Annotated in this window: 10 protein-coding genes; 7 read left to right on the top strand and 3 right to left on the bottom strand. The window is 72.0% G+C overall.

Annotated elements, in window-relative coordinates; genetic code table 11:
• Positions 1 to 35: 35 nt before the first annotated feature.
• The 5 genes from Ate02nite_RS15300 (at position 36) to Ate02nite_RS15280 (ending at position 8,993) form a co-directional block, all read left to right on the top strand.
• Positions 36 to 4,547 (top strand): PAS domain S-box protein, encoded by a 4,512-nt coding sequence (locus tag Ate02nite_RS15300; protein ID WP_203805881.1) that lies wholly within the window; start codon positions 36 to 38, stop codon positions 4,545 to 4,547.
• A gap of 80 nt (positions 4,548 to 4,627) precedes the next feature.
• Entirely contained in the window at positions 4,628 to 5,128 is a 501-nt protein-coding gene (locus Ate02nite_RS15295) for a sortase domain-containing protein (RefSeq protein WP_203805879.1), read from the top strand.
• Between the two features lie 36 nt (positions 5,129 to 5,164).
• Entirely contained in the window at positions 5,165 to 6,328 is a 1,164-nt protein-coding gene (locus tag Ate02nite_RS15290; RefSeq protein ID WP_203805877.1) for a glycosyltransferase 87 family protein, read from the top strand.
• On the top strand, positions 6,325 to 7,356 hold the full coding sequence (locus tag Ate02nite_RS15285) for a hypothetical protein (RefSeq protein WP_203805875.1): 1,032 nt from the start codon (positions 6,325 to 6,327) through the stop codon (positions 7,354 to 7,356). Before Ate02nite_RS15290 ends, Ate02nite_RS15285 begins: the two co-directional genes overlap by 4 nt.
• A gap of 2 nt (positions 7,357 to 7,358) precedes the next feature.
• Complete coding sequence (locus Ate02nite_RS15280; RefSeq protein WP_203805873.1) at positions 7,359 to 8,993, top strand: rhamnogalacturonan lyase B N-terminal domain-containing protein; 1,635 nt, start codon at positions 7,359 to 7,361, stop codon at positions 8,991 to 8,993.
• Positions 8,994 to 9,040: 47 nt separating this feature from the next.
• Here the strand turns inward: Ate02nite_RS15280 and Ate02nite_RS15275 are convergent, their stop codons facing one another.
• The 3 genes from Ate02nite_RS15275 to Ate02nite_RS15265 are packed head-to-tail and all read right to left on the bottom strand — an operon-like array spanning position 9,041 to position 11,719.
• Complete coding sequence (locus tag Ate02nite_RS15275) at positions 9,041 to 9,940, bottom strand: GNAT family N-acetyltransferase (RefSeq protein WP_203805871.1); 900 nt, start codon at positions 9,938 to 9,940, stop codon at positions 9,041 to 9,043.
• A 19-nt stretch (positions 9,941 to 9,959) separates the two neighbouring features.
• A complete protein-coding gene (locus Ate02nite_RS15270; RefSeq protein WP_203805869.1) occupies positions 9,960 to 10,625 on the bottom strand; it encodes a response regulator in 666 nt (221 codons plus the stop codon).
• Positions 10,622 to 11,719, bottom strand: coding sequence for a sensor histidine kinase (locus tag Ate02nite_RS15265; protein ID WP_203805867.1), 1,098 nt, complete (start codon positions 11,717 to 11,719; stop codon positions 10,622 to 10,624). The genes Ate02nite_RS15270 and Ate02nite_RS15265 overlap by 4 nt, the downstream gene beginning before the upstream one ends.
• 131 nt (positions 11,720 to 11,850) lie before the next feature.
• Between Ate02nite_RS15265 and Ate02nite_RS15260 the strand changes: the two genes are divergently transcribed.
• Together Ate02nite_RS15260 and Ate02nite_RS15255 are read left to right on the top strand one after the other, a co-directional pair.
• Positions 11,851 to 13,035 carry a serine hydrolase domain-containing protein gene (locus tag Ate02nite_RS15260; RefSeq protein WP_203805865.1) on the top strand — a complete coding sequence of 395 codons (1,185 nt, stop codon included), beginning with the start codon at positions 11,851 to 11,853 and terminating at the stop codon, positions 13,033 to 13,035.
• 10 nt (positions 13,036 to 13,045) lie between these two features.
• A complete protein-coding gene (locus Ate02nite_RS15255) occupies positions 13,046 to 14,263 on the top strand; it encodes an alpha-amylase family glycosyl hydrolase (protein ID WP_203805863.1) in 1,218 nt (405 codons plus the stop codon).
• Positions 14,264 to 14,408: the final 145 nt, after the last annotated feature.

Below are 14,408 nucleotides of genomic sequence, written 5' to 3'. Positions count from 1 at the left end.
CTCACATTCGGTCCGTTCCCGCCGAACGGACCGATGTGAGTGTCGGCTACCTCGATCGGCCGGCCGAGAGCGAGGCACGGTTCCGGTCGGTGTTCGACTCCTCGCCGATCGGCATGGCCGTGCTGACCCGAAATGGGGCGTGGCTGCGGGTCAACCCCGTGGTCACCGCCCTGCTGGGCTATTCCGCCGAGGAGCTGGCCGCCCTCGACCTGGCCGGCCTCACCCACCCCGACGACCGTACGGCCGACCAGCAGCAGTGGACGGAGTTGCTGGACGGGCGGGTGGACAGCTACCGGTCGCACACCCGGCTGCAGGCCAAGGACGGGCCGGCGGTGCACTGTCTGATCGCGGTGACCCCGATGCCGGCCGACGACGGCGTGCCGGCGAACTTCCTCGCCCAGCTGGTCGACCGCACCGGCGCCGCCGCCACCGAGGAGGCGCTGCGGCACAGCGAGGAGAAGTTCCGGGCGGCGTTCGACGCCAGCCCGCTGGGCTCCGGCCTGGCCGGGCAGGACGGCGTGATCCACCGGGTGAACGCGGTGCTCGAACAGATGCTCGGCCGCCCGGCGGCCGACCTGGTCGGCCACCACTTCATGGAGTTCACCCACCCGGACGACCGCTCCGACAACGAGCGGACCCTGGTCGGCGTGGATGCGGACCCGGGCGCGGTGGCGGCGTTCGTCAAGCGATACGTATGGCCGGACGGCACCGTGATCTGGGCCAAGGTCAGCGTGACCACCATCCCGGGCGCGGACGGCCGCCGGGACCGGCTGCTGCAGTGCGAGGACATCACCGCCCGCAAGCTGGCCGAGGAGACGGCGGCGGGGGAGGCCCAGCGGCTGCGCACCACGATCGCGGTGCAGCGCGAGGTGACCGCGGCCGCGACCGACCGGGACGCCGTGTTGCGGCTGATGGCCGACCGGGCGCTGCAGGTGATCACGGCCGGCGACTCGGCCGTCGTGCAGCTGATCGACGAGGACGGGGAGACGCTGCGGCCGGCCGCCGGCACCGGCGCGCTCTCCGACCGGGTGATCCCGGCGCTGCCGCTCGCGGGCTCGCTGGCCGGGCAGGCCGTCGCCTCCGGGATGACCGTGCGCACCGGGGACGTGCCGGCCGACCCGCACGGCAACCAGAAGTTCAACGCCCTGATCGGGGTCCGGTCGCTGATGGTCACCCCGCTGCTGACCCCGGCCGGTCCGCTCGGCGTGCTGGCGGTGGCCAGCCGGCACCCGGACGCGTTCGACGACTCCGACGAGCGGCAACTGGCCCTGCTCGCCGACGCCCTGGCCGGTGCGCTGCGGCACGCCGACGACGCCGCACACAAGCAGGACCTGCTCGGCCGGGCCACTGCCGCGCTGCGCGACCTGGAGGAGGAACGCCGGGCCGCGCTGGCCGCGGTGGACCGGCTGGCCCGCAGCGAACGCCGGTTCGCCGAGGTCTTCGAGCACAGCCCGGTCCCGAAGATCCTGATCGGGCTGCGCGGCGCCGACCGCGGCAAGATCCTGCTGGCCAACCCGGCCTTCCGGCAGCTGCTCGGCTACGACGAGGCCGACCTGGCCGCGGCCGACCTGCCGGCGCTCGCCCTGGCCGCGGCCGAGGCCGGTGAAAAGGTGCGTGAGGCCCGCGAGGCCGAGCTGCGCCGGGCCGACGGCAGCCTGGTCACGGTGGCCGTGCACCTGATCGCCATCACCGACGACCAGGGTCCGCAGTCGGCGGTCGTGCAGCTGCTCGACGTCACCGCCGAACGCCAGGCCCGCGCCGACCTGGCCCGCAGCGAGGAGCAGTTCCGCACCGCCTTCGACGGCTGCCCGATCGGCCTGCTCATCGCCGACGAGCACGGCCGGTTCCAGCGGGCCAACCCGGCCGCGGCCGGGCTCACCGGCCGGCCCCGGGACGAGCTCGTCGGCCTCACCCACCGCGAGATCACCGACCCGGCCGACCTCGACGAGGCCACCCGCGGCCGGCTCGCCCTGCTGCGCGGGGCCGGCGACGTCTGCTACGACGCCCGGATCCGCTGCCCCGACGGCAACGTCCTCTGGACCCGGGTCACCCTGTCGCTGATCCCCGGGCCGGCCGGCCGGCGCTGGCGGCTGGTCCAGCTGCAGGACATCTCGGCCGAGCGGACCGCCCTGGCGTCCCGCGAGGGTGAGCTGCACCGGCTGCGGGTCACCCTGGCCGTGCAGCGCGAGGTGACCGCCGCGGCCGGCAACCGCGAGGCGGCGCTGCGGGTGGTCGCCGAGCGGGCGGTCGCGGTGTTCGACGCGGCCGACGGCTCGGCGGTCGAGCTGGTCGACGGCCCCCAGCTGTACTACGAGGCGACGGCCGGCACCCTGGCCGGGGCGCTCGGTACCCGGATCGCGATCGCCGGCTCACTCAGCGGCCAGGTGCTCGTCACCGACGCTCCCGCGCACTGCGCCGACACCGCCGACGACCCGCGGGTCAATCGGGAGGCCTGCGCCCGGCTCGGCATCGGGTCGATGCTGATCGCCCCACTGCACGCCGAGAACCGGGTGATCGGCGTGCTGAAGATCTCGGCGGCCCGGCCGAACGTCTTCGACGACACCGACGAGCAGCAGCTCGCGCTGCTCGCCGACGGTCTCAGCGCGGCGCTGCGGCACGCCGACGACGCCGAACGTAACGCGCAACTGCTGGCCGAGCGGACCGGGGCCCTGGCCGCCCTGGAGACCAGCGAGATCCGGTTCCGGATGGCCTTCCAGAACTCGCCGCTCGGCCTCACCCTGATCGGCATGGACGGCCCGGACCGCGGCCGGTATCTGCAGGTCAACCCGGCGATGAGCGCGATCACCGGGTACCGGGCCGACGAGCTCACCCAGATGACCTACAAGGAGCTGATGCACCCGTCCGACGTGCCGTCCGACGACGCGGTCCGGGACGCGGTGGCGACCGGCTTCGACCCGTACCGGACCGAGATGCGCTACCTGCACAAGGACGGGCGGGTGGTGTGGGTGTCGGTGGCCGGCGCGCCGGTGTACGACGAGCACGGCCGCCCGCTCTACCTGGTCAGCCAGGTCGAGGACATCACCGAGAAGCGGGCCGCCGACGCCCAGCTGCGCCGCCAGGCCCGGCTGCTCGAACTGATCCCGGCCGCGGTGATCGTCCGTGACCTGGACGGGACCATCCGGTGGTGGAACGCCGGCGCCGAGACCCTCTACGGCTGGCCGCTGCGGGTCGCGCAGGGCCGCAACGTGCACCGGCTGCTCGCCACCGGCTTCCCGACCGTCGGCGGCGTCCTCGAACTGCAGGACGGCCTGGACCGCAGCGGGCACTGGAACGGGCCGCTGGAACACCTGACCGCCGCCGGCCGTACCGTGACCGTGCTCAGCCGGCAGGTGCTGCACCGGCCCAGCGCCGGGGCCGACCCGCAGATCCTCGAGATCAACTCGGACGTGACGGCGGCCCGGGCCGGCGAGATGGCCCTGGCCGAGAGCGAGCAGCGGTTTCGCGCCCAGTTCGCCAACTCGGCGGCCGGCCAGTTCATCCGGGCCATCGACCCCGACCACACCCAGGTCAACCCGGCGTACGCGGCGATGCTCGGCTACCCGCCCGAGGTGCTGGCGGCCATCCCCGACGCCGATCTCCTGCACCCGGACGACCTCGGCAAGGCGTACGACGAGCTGGCCGTCCTGTTCGCCGGGAACGCCGCCGCCTACACCCAGGAGTGCCGCCTGCGGCACGCCGACGGGCACTGGGTCGACGTGGCCGCCACCATCTCGCTGGTCCGCGACGAGGCCGGCCGGCCCCGGACCATCATCGGCGTGATCACCGACATCTCGGCCCGGCGGGCCGCCGAGGCCGCCCGCGACGTGGCGGCCGCCGCGCTGGGTGAGCGCAACACCGAGCTGGAGGCGGCCAACCAGCTGAAACTCGACATCATCGGGATGCTCGGCCACGAGATCGGCAACCCGCTGTCGTCGATCCAGGGCTACGCCGAGCTGCTCTGCGACAACCCGGCCGGCCTCGACGACGCCCGCCGCACCCGGGCCCTCGACGCGATCGCCCGGCAGGCCGCCCGGCTCGACGAGATCGTCCGCGAGGTCCTCGCCATGGTCAGCATCGACGCCGGCACGATCACCGCGATCCGGCAGGAACTGTCCCTGCGGGCCGAGGCGGAGAAGGCCCTGGCCTCCATGGACCTGGAGCGGATCCCGGTCGCCGGGGCCGACGTGCGGGTCCTCTGCCACCCCGGGCACCTCCAGCAGATCCTGGTGAACCTGCTGTCCAACGCGGCCAAGTACGGCGGCGGCGCCACCGCGGTGCGGCTGTCCGGGGACGGCCTGGGCCATGCCAGCGTGCGGGTCGAGGACAGCGGGCCGGGCGTGCCCGAGGAGTTCCGGCCGCACCTGTTCGAGCGGCTGGCCCGGGCCGACCGGGACGCGGCCAGCGTGCGGGGCACCGGTCTGGGCCTCTACATCGTGCGCGGGCTGGCCCACGCCAACCACGGCGACATCCACCACGAGCCCAACCCGGCCGGCGGCTCAAGGTTTGTACTGACGCTGGAGACCGCGGGACTGACTGATCACGGATAGAAGAGTTCCGGTACGGCGGCGGCGGAGTTAGCGTGCATCGGGGCGGTGTCGTCCCAGCCGCGCTCAGGGGAGACGCCGCCATGACCGAGAGCCATTTCCCGCCGGCGACCTCCGCCGGAGTGCGTAACTTGCGGGTCCTCGGGCCGTCCATGCCGGTCCGGCTCGAGATCCCGGCCATCGGGGTGAGCACCGGCGTGGTGCCGATCGGCCTGCGCGTCGACCACACCCTCGACGTACCGCCGGCACACGGCGACGCCCCCGCCGCCTGGTACAGGAAATCCCCGAGCCCCGGCGAGATGGGCTCCTCGCTGATCGCCGGCCACGTCGGCGCGGCCGACGGCGCCCCTGCGGTGTTCTTCCGGCTGCGGCTGCTGCGCCCCGGCGACCGGATCGCGGTGCGCCGGGCCGACCACAGCGTGGCCCGGTTCGCGGTCGTCGGCGTCGGCATCTACCCGACCGGCGCGCTGCCCACCGATCAGGCCTACGGCCCGTCCGACCAGCCCACCCTCACCCTTCTCACGGTCGGTGGGGAGCAGGACCGGAGTCTCGTGGTGTCGGCCCGGTTGCTGGCCTCGGACTGACTCAGCCGCGCCCTGCGCGCGGCCGATCGGGCTGGTGTGAACCTGCTGAGCCGAGTGTCGCCGCGCACGGGTGGGGTTTTGCTGATCGCGGTCGCGCTGCTCTTCGCCGGGCCGGAACTGTATGACGTGCTCGGTGGCTGGATCGTGCCCGGCATGGACTTCCTGCCGCTGCGCAACGCCGCGACCGGCCTGCTCGACGGCGTCTCGGTCTTCGCCGACCCGCTGTTCGTCTACCCGCCCACCGCGGCGGTCGCGCTGCTGCCGACCGCGTTCGGCTCGGTCGGCGCCGCGTTCGCCGGCTGGGTGGTGGCCGGCGCGGCCGCGTTGCTGCTCGCCGCCCTGCTCATCGCCCGCGCCGCGCCCCGGCCGCACCGGCTGGCGATCTTCGCGGTGGCCACCATGGGCCTGCTCGGCGGGGTCATCGCGGCCCGCTCGCTGTTCCTCGGCAACCTCAGCGAACTGCTCGTCCCGATCGCGGTCGGGGTTCTGCTCTGTTTCCATCGCGGCCGCTGGGTGCTCGGCTGCGCCCTGCTTGCCGCCAGCCTGCTGATCAAACCGCTGCTGGCGCCGCTGCTGCTGGTGCCGATCCTGCACCGCCGCTGGTCGGCGCTGCTGCGCACGATGGTGCCGGCCGGTGGGCTGCTGGTGCTGTCGGTGCTGCTGGTGCCGGGTGGGCTCGACTTCCCGCACGTGCTGCGCTACGTGGTCAGCGGCACCAACCTGCACGGCACCAACTCGATCAACAACCTGTCGCTGCGCGGCTGGGCCGAGGGCCAGGGCGCGCCGCACACGGCGGCGGTGGTGGCCTCCGCGCTGGTCGTGGTCGCGGTGCTCTGGCGGGTCTGGCGCGGGGGCGGCAGCCGGCTGTCGCCGGTCTGGCTCGGAAACGTGCTGCTGCTGATGACCTTCCTGGCGGGTGGCATCTCCGAGGTCCACTTCCTGCTTTCGGCGTACGCCGGGATCATGCTCTTCGTCGTCGTGCATCGCCTGCCGTCCCGGATCTGGGTGCGGTTCCTGCCCGGCCTGTTCCTGCTGGCCGCCCCGGGCCCGTACCTGACCCTGATCCTCGGGCGGCACACCGACGGCCAGTCCTGGCTGGTCGCCGCCGAGCTGCTGCTGTTCGCCGCCCTGCTGGCCACCCCGGTCGGCGGCGTCCGCCCGGCCGTCCGCGTCCGCCGCGCGGTGGCGGTCGCCGCGTGAGAGATGCGCGGTGGGTCATCGCGGCCGTGCTCGGGGCGCTCGCCGGCGTTCTCACCGTCACCCTGCCGCCGGACCTGGCCGACTTCGCGGCCGCCGGCGACCTGATGCTGCACGGCCGGTTCGCCGACGTCTACGCCACGCCGTGGAACCAGGCCGGGCCGGTCCAGCTGCTGGTCGCCCGGATCCTGCTGATCGGCGGGTCGGCCGGAACGCCCGCGCTGCCGGTGATCGGCCTGGTCGGCGCCGCGCTCGTGGTGGGCGCGATGTGGCTGTGCCGGGGCAGCCTGCGCCGGGAACTGTTCGCGGGTGGGCTGGCCCTGCTCTGGGTGCTGGCTCCGCTGCCCTGGAACGGGCACCCGGCCGAGATCGCGATTCCACTGCTGTGGGCGTACGCCATCGGTTTGCAAAGAAACGGCCGGCACCTCGCCGCAGCGGCCTCTCTCGGTCTCGGCTTCGCGATCGCCCCCTGGGCGATTCTCGGTGTTCCCGGCCTGCTCGCCGCGGCGCCGTTCGGCCGGGCCGTGCGCACCGGGGTCCTGGCCGTGGCGTTCGGCGTCGGCAGTTATCTGCCGTTCGTGCTGACCGGGCACTTCGCGATGTTCGAGCTGCACTGGGCGGTCGGTGCCGGGACCCTGTGGTCACCGTTGATCAGCGAGGTGACCTGGGTGACCCGGCTGGTCCAGGCCGTCGTCGTGTCCGGGGGAGTGGCGCTGATCGCGCTGCGCAGCCGGCGCGACCCGCGGGCGGTCGCCCTGGTGCCGCTGTCGGTCGCGGTGCTGCGGGTGGTCACCGATCCGGTGCAATTCCCGTACTACTGGTTCCCGGTCGCGGTGGCGTCGATCCTGCTGTTCGCGGTGGATCGGCGGCGGCCGCTATCGGCCGGGGCGATCGGTTATCTGGCGCTGCTGGCCGAGTCGGCGGACCTTACCGTGGCCGGTTCGCTCGGTTGTCTCGCGCTGATCATCGTGACTCTTCTAAAAAGTGTGGAAACCCGGGCAACCTTTCCGTCGCTGGCGGCCACCAGGTAGGCATGTCGATCAACCTTCCGTCTCCCGCCTCGCACCGGCGCCTCCCGAGGCGCCGGCGTGGCCTGCTGGCCGGTGGCGTGGCCGTGGTGGCCGCGCTCGCCGGTGTCGGCCTGTTCGGCGGCCAGCCCTGGGCCTCGGCGGCCACCAACATCACGTACGACACCGGCAGTGGACTGACGTTCGTGGTCAACGCGACGAACGGCAACATCAGCTCGCTCAAGCACAACGGCACCGAGCTGGCCCAGTCCGGGCAGGCCGCCGGGCAGTTCGAGTCGGGGTGGTCGTCGGCCGCGGTCACCAGCAAGACGTTCAGCAACGGCGCGCTCCTGGTCACCGCCGCGAACACCGACATCGGCGTGACGATGTACTACTTCGCCCGCAAGAACGACAACACCATCTACATCGCCACCAACATCACCAAGGCGCTGAACCCCGGTGAGGCCCGGTTCATCACCCGGGTAAGTGGGTCCCTGCTGACCACGTCGCCGGCCGCCGCGCGCACTGCTTCCAGTACTGCCACCGTCGAAGGTTCAGATGTCTTCAGCTTCGCGAACGGTCAGACCGCGTCAAAGTTCTACAGCTCTCAGCGGTTGGTTGCACAACAGTCGTTCGGGGCGTCCGGCAACGGGCACGGGGTGTACATCATTCCCGGCACCAACGAGCTGACCTCGGGCGGACCGTTCTTCCGGGACATCGAGGTGAACGACACCGGCGGCGCCGTGAACATCACCAACTACATGTTCAGCGGGCACTACAACACCGAGGGGCTGCGGCTGGGCCTGCACGGGCCGTACGCGATGGCGGTCACCGACGGTGCGCTCCCGGCCGGTCGGAGTCTGGACTTTCTCTCGGCGTACATCCCGGGTCTTCTCTCGAATGCCGCGCGTGGCGCGGTGAGCGGAACCAGCGGCGGGTCGTGGAACGGCCAGCGCGGGACCGTCGCTCTCGCCGGGCCCAACGGGCAGTACTGGGGGCAGAGCAAGTCCGGGCAGTTCCTGATCGGACACGTGCGGCCGGGCACCTACACCGCGACGCTGTACGCGGGTGAGCTCGCGGTCGGCGCGACCAAGTCGGTCACCGTGACCGCCGGCGCGACAAGCACCCTGGCCCTGACCGGCGACGTCCCGGCCAGCGGCACGCTGCTGCAGCTCGGCGCGTTCGACGGCACCCCGGCCGGGTTCAAGAACGCCGACAAGATCGAGACGATGCACCCGTCCGACTCCCGGATGTCGGCCTGGACCGGCGCGGTCACCTCGGCCGCGACCCTGCCGATGGCCGAGTTCAAGTCGGTCAACTCGCCGCTCGCGGTCACCCTGCCGCTGTCCTCGGTGCCCGCCGCCGGGGTCAAGGTGCGGATCGCCACCACCGGGGCGTTCGCCGGCGGCCGGCCGGCCATCTCGATCGGCAGTTACACCTCGCCGGCCTCGGCCTCGCCCGCACCCACCAACCTCAACTCGCGCGGCGTCACCCGCGGCACCTGGCGGGGCGTGAACACCACGTACACGTTCACGGTGCCGGCCAGCGCGCTGAAAGCGGGCAACAACACCATCTCGGTGTCGGTGCTGAGCGGTTCGAGCGGGGACACCTTCCTCAGCCCGAACTTCATCTTCGACGCCCTCGCCGTCGACCCGGCGTAACACCGTCCGGTGACCCGGGCGTCGGGACACGCCCGGGCCACCGGATTTCAGCGTCGGTAGGTGACCGTCCGTCCGGCGTCGCGGAAGCCGACGGCATGGTAGAGGCGGCGGGGGACCGGGTAGGCGTCGTCGCCGCGCGGGCAGACCACCGCCTGAGTGGCGCCGGCGTCGCGCATGGCGTGCAGGCAGGCCAGGCTGACCGCCACGCCGAGCCCGCGCCGGCCGTGCTCGGGGTCGACGCCGACCGGTTCGAGCAGGGCGACCCGGTTGACCTCGTCGAGCCAGCCGAGAGCCGTCCCGACCAGGCGGCCGTCCGGCGCCTCGACGACCAGGTCCAGATCGGACCGGTACGGCCAGTGGCTGACGATGTCGGCGTACCGCTTCGTGGTCATGCCGGACTCGCCGTCGCCGAGGTCGACCGGCGGCACCTGCATCTCGCCGAGCCGTCCGGGCCGCCAGGCGGCCCGGTGCACGGCGGCGCGGGCCGCCAGCTCGCCCGGTCGGACCGCCCGCACCAGATAGCCGCCCGGCAACCGGGGAGCGGGCAGCGAATCGTCGAGGTCGCGCAGGCAGTGCCGGAAGAACGGCTCATCGTCCACCGGCCGGTAGCCGGCCGCGGACAGCTCCTCGACGAGGGCGGCGTCGGTCTCCACCACGGTGACCGTCTGCTGCTCACCGGCGGCCTCCTGGTCGAACCAAGCCAGGACGTCCCCGGTCAGCCCCGCGGGTGCCTGCATCTCGAGCCGCGCCGGCGCCGAGATCCAAGCCCACGCGACAACCTGGCCGGCCTCGTCGTCCTCCCACAGGGCGATCCGGCGGTCGGCCATCGACGGGCGCTGCCAGCCGAGGTCGCCCAGGTGCCAATGGCTGTCCGTGGTCCAGCTGCGCTGGACGAGACGCTGCATGGCGGCCAGATCGTCCGGGCCGAAGTAGGAGCGTGGCTTCATGGCTCCAGATTGAACCAGTTCAGCCCGGGTCGCCGGGGACGACGAGGCCGGTTTCGTAGGCCAGGACCACCGCCTGGGCGCGACTGGACAGGTGCAGTTTGGACATCGTGTGTTTCAGGTGGGTCTTCACGGTGGCCTCGCTGACCAGCAGCCGGGCGGCGATCTGGCCGTTGGTGAGCCCGTTGCCGACCAGCCGCAGCACCTCGGTCTCGCGAGCGGTCAGTTCGCCGAGGCGATGACTGCCGGCGGTGGCCCGGTGCCGCCGGGCGTGCGTCTCGATCAGCCGGTGGGTGATCCGGGGCGCGAGCAGGATGTCGCCGGCCGCGATGGTGTGGATCGCGCTGATGATCCGGTCGGGCGGGGTGTCCTTGAGCAGGAAACCGGCCGCGCCCTCGCCGAGCGCGCCGTACACGTACTCGTCCAGGTCGAAGGTGGTCAGCACGATCACTTTCGGTCGCGGGCCGGTGGCGGCGAGGATCTGCCGGGTGGCCGCGATGCCGTCCAGGATCGGCATCCGGATGTCCATCAGCACCACGTCGGGCCGGGTCTGCGCGGTCAGCGCCACCGCCTCGGCGCCGTCGGCGGCCTCGCCGGCCACCTCGAGCCCGTCGGCCGCCCGGAACAGCGCGACCAGCCCGGCCCGGATCAGCGGCTGATCGTCGGCGACCAGCACCCGCACGCTCACTGTTCCGCCAGCGGGAGACGCAGCGACACCACGAAGCCGCCGGACGAGCGCGGTCCGGCGGTCAGCACGCCGCCGTACAGCGAAGCCCGCTCGCGCATGCCGCGGATGCCGTGCCCCTCGTGGTAGCCGCGCACGGCCGGGCCGTCGTCGGTGACCCGGATGGTCAGGGTGTGCGGACCGTACTCGAGCGCCACCTGGGCGCCGCCCGTCCCGGCGTGTTTGAGCACATTGGTCAGCGACTCCTGCACCATCCGGTAAGCGCACAGGTCCGGCCCCGGTGGCAGCGAACGAGCCGCTCCGCTGACCACCACCGTGACGGCCGGCCCGGCGGTGCGGGTGCGGGCGATCAGCTCGTCCAGCATCTCCAGGCCCGGCTGCGGCCGCAGGTCGGGTTCCTCGTCGCGGTCCACCCGCAGCACGTCGAGCAGCCGGCGCATCTCCAGCATCGCCTCCCGCCCGGTGTCGGCCACCGTGCCGATGGCCTTGCGAGCGGTCGGCCCGTCGGACTCGAGAACGTACTCGGCCAGGCCGGCCTGCAGCGAGATCACCGACATGTGGTGGGCCAGGATGTCGTGCAGTTCGCGGGCGATCCGCACCCGCTCGTCGGCGACCGCCCGGGCCGCGCTCTCGGCCAGCTGTTTGGTGCGCCGCGCCCAGCGCTGGGTGCCCTCGCCGAGCACCCACGCGCCCGCCAGGATCAGCGCCGACTGGGCCAGCTGCGACCAGACCACCACGTCGAGCATGGACGCGAACATCAGCACGAGTACGGCCGAGGTGGTCGCGAACATCGCCGCCGCCACCCGCCGGGACCGCAGCGTCGCCACCGAGAACATCGCCACCAGCAGGCCGATGCCGTTGCTGGGCAGATCTCCGTAGCCGAGCAGGCTGGCCAGCCCGACCGCGGCGATCATCACCAGCATGGTCAGCACCGGCGCGACCTGCCGCAGCGCGACCGGCGCGACCGACAGCGCGGCCAGCACCAGGGCCACCGGCGCCGGGGCGCCCGGCTGGCCGACCAGCGTGACCACCGTCAGGACGGTGAGCAGGATCGCGAGCAGCACGTCGGCCAGGACCGGTCGCAGCAGTGTTCGCACCCGCCCACGCTATCCAGACCGCCCGGGTATGGCATCCGCTCGGAAGGGGAGGGCGTCTACCCCTCTGGTGGTAGACCGGCTCCCAGCCAGGGGTGAAGATAGCCGTCGATGTCTTGCCTAGCGTCGACGGCATGAGACGAGCATTGATCGCAGTCATCGGAGCTCTAACGCTGGTGGGCACCACGGCCGGAACGTCCTTTCAAGCGGGGACCCGGCACGCGATGCAAGCCGACGCCGACAAACTTCTCCGGCAAGGCGCACCCGGCGTCCTGGCCGAACTTTCGACCGGCCGCGGCACGACGATCAAGGTCCGCAGTGGCTACGGCGACGTCGACCGGAAGACCCCGGTCCCGTGGGACGCCCGGTTCCGGATCGGCAGCTTCACCAAGACGTACGTGTCGGCCACCGTCCTGCAGCTGGTCGGGGAGCGCAAACTGTCGCTGGACGACACCGTGGACCACTGGCTGCGCGGCGTGGTGCAGGGCAACGGCAACGACGGCAAGAAGATCACCGTACGGCAGCTGCTCCAGCACACCAGCGGCCTCACCGACTACCTGGCCGGCTACACCTGGTACTTCTCCCAGGAGGGCTTCGAGCAGCACCGCTTCGACACGGTGACCGCCGAGCAGGCGGTGGCCACCGCGATGACCTTCCCGCCGCAGTTCGCCCCCGGCACCTCCTGGTCGTACTCGAACACCAACTACCAGCTGGCCGGGCTGATCATCAAGGCGGTGACCGGCCACGACTGGCGGACCGAGGTGCGTAACCGGATCGTCAAGCCGCTCGGCCTGCGGCACACCTACCTGCCCGCCGCCAACCCGGACATCCCCGGCCCGCACGCGGTCGGCTACGAGCGCTTCTCCGGCCCGGACGCCACCGAGGACGACCCCGACTACGGCCCGGCCATCGACGCCACCCGGCAGAACCCGACCTGGGGCGGCGCGGCCGGCGAGATGATCAGCACCGGCGCCGACAGCAACACGTTCCTGAAGGCCCTGATCGGCGGCCGGGTGCTCAAGCCGGCCCAGCTCGCCGAGATGCAGCGCACCGTCCCGGTCAGCCCCGAGTTCGCGACGAACTGGCCCGGCGCCCGCTATGGCCTCGGCCTGATGTGGGTCCCCAACGACTGCGGCGGCGCGTGGGCGCACGGCGGCGACATCATGGGCTTCAAGACCCGCAACGGCATCAGCGCCGACGGCAAACGCAGCGTGATCGTCTCGATCAACACCGATTCGCTCCAGCCCGACCCCGGTGTGTCGAGGCCGACCGTCGACATCGCCACCGACCTGATCAACGACGCCCTGTGCGGAGCGTAGCCTCAGCGGCATGAACTGGCCCGACCATGCGATCTGGTGGCACGTCTATCCGCTCGGCTTCCTCGGCAAGCGGAAGCTGCCGGCGCTGGAGGGCTGGCTCGACCACCTGCTCGAGCTGGGCTGCAACGGCCTGATGCTCGGCCCGGTCTTCGCCGCCGAGTCGCACGGTTACGACACCACTGATCATTTCCGGATAGACCCGCGGCTGGGCACGGAAGACGACCTGGTCGCGCTAATTCAAAAAGCAAAATCCCGAGGCGTACGGGTAATGCTCGACGGCGTGTTCAACCACGTCGGCCGCTCGTACGGCCACCAGGAGTGGTGGATCCCCGAGGGCGACGACTACCGGGTGTTCGAGGGCCACCGCAGTCTGGTGGTCCTCGACCATGCCAACCCTTCAGTCGCCGACCAGGTGACGAACGTTCTGGACTACTGGACCGAACGCGGCGTAGACGCGTGGCGGCTGGACGCCGCCTACGCCGTACCCCGCCCGTTCTGGCGCACGGTCACCGACCGCACCCGCGAAAAACACCCCGGCGTCTGGTTCAGCGGCGAGGTCATCCACGGCGACTACGAGGCGTACGTGCAGGAGGGCGGCCTGGACACCGTCACCCAGTACGAGCTGTGGAAGGCGATCTGGAGCTCGCTGAACGACGTCAACCCGCACGAGCTGGCCTGGGCCCTGGGCCGGCACAACGAAATGCTCGACACGTTCGCGCCGCAGACCTTCGTCGGCAACCACGACGTGACCCGGATAGCCAGCCGCCTGACCGAACCCGGCCATCTGCCGCACGCTCTGGCCGTCCTGTTCACCGTCGGCGGCGTCCCGTCGATCTACGCGGGCGACGAACGCGGCTGGCAGGCCGTGAAGGAGGAACGCGAGGGCGGCGACGACGCGATCCGCCCCGAGTTCCCACCCACCCCCGCCGACCTGGGCGACTACGGCCTGGACATCCAGCACCTGCACCAGCAGCTGATCGGCATCCGCCGGCGCAACCCGTGGCTGGTCCGCGCCACCGCCGAGGTGCACACCCTGGGTGACGGTGTCCTGGCATACACCCTGAAGGCGGGGGAGAACGCCGTGGCCGTAGCCTTGAATTTCGGCGATCGCCGCGCCGTAGCCAAGCTGCCGCCGGCCGACTGGACCCACGAGGCCGGCGAGGCGACGACCAACCCCGACGGCACCGCCGCCCTCCCACCGCTGGGTTGGTCGATCAGTACATATTGACGTGTTGACTGAATCAACATTGACGCCACACCCAGATGTTGACGTGTTGATGTCATATTGACCGTCAACATGACGACCGCGTCCGCCCGCCTAGCCGAGCCGCGTCTTTCCGGCTTGCCGGGCTGCGTTCTTCCGGCTTGCCGTG

Source organism: Paractinoplanes tereljensis, from assembly GCF_016862435.1.
Lineage (GTDB): Bacteria > Actinomycetota > Actinomycetes > Mycobacteriales > Micromonosporaceae > Actinoplanes > Actinoplanes tereljensis.
Note: the sequence above shows the minus strand (reverse complement) of the source record. Positions and strands in the feature narration are given on the sequence as shown.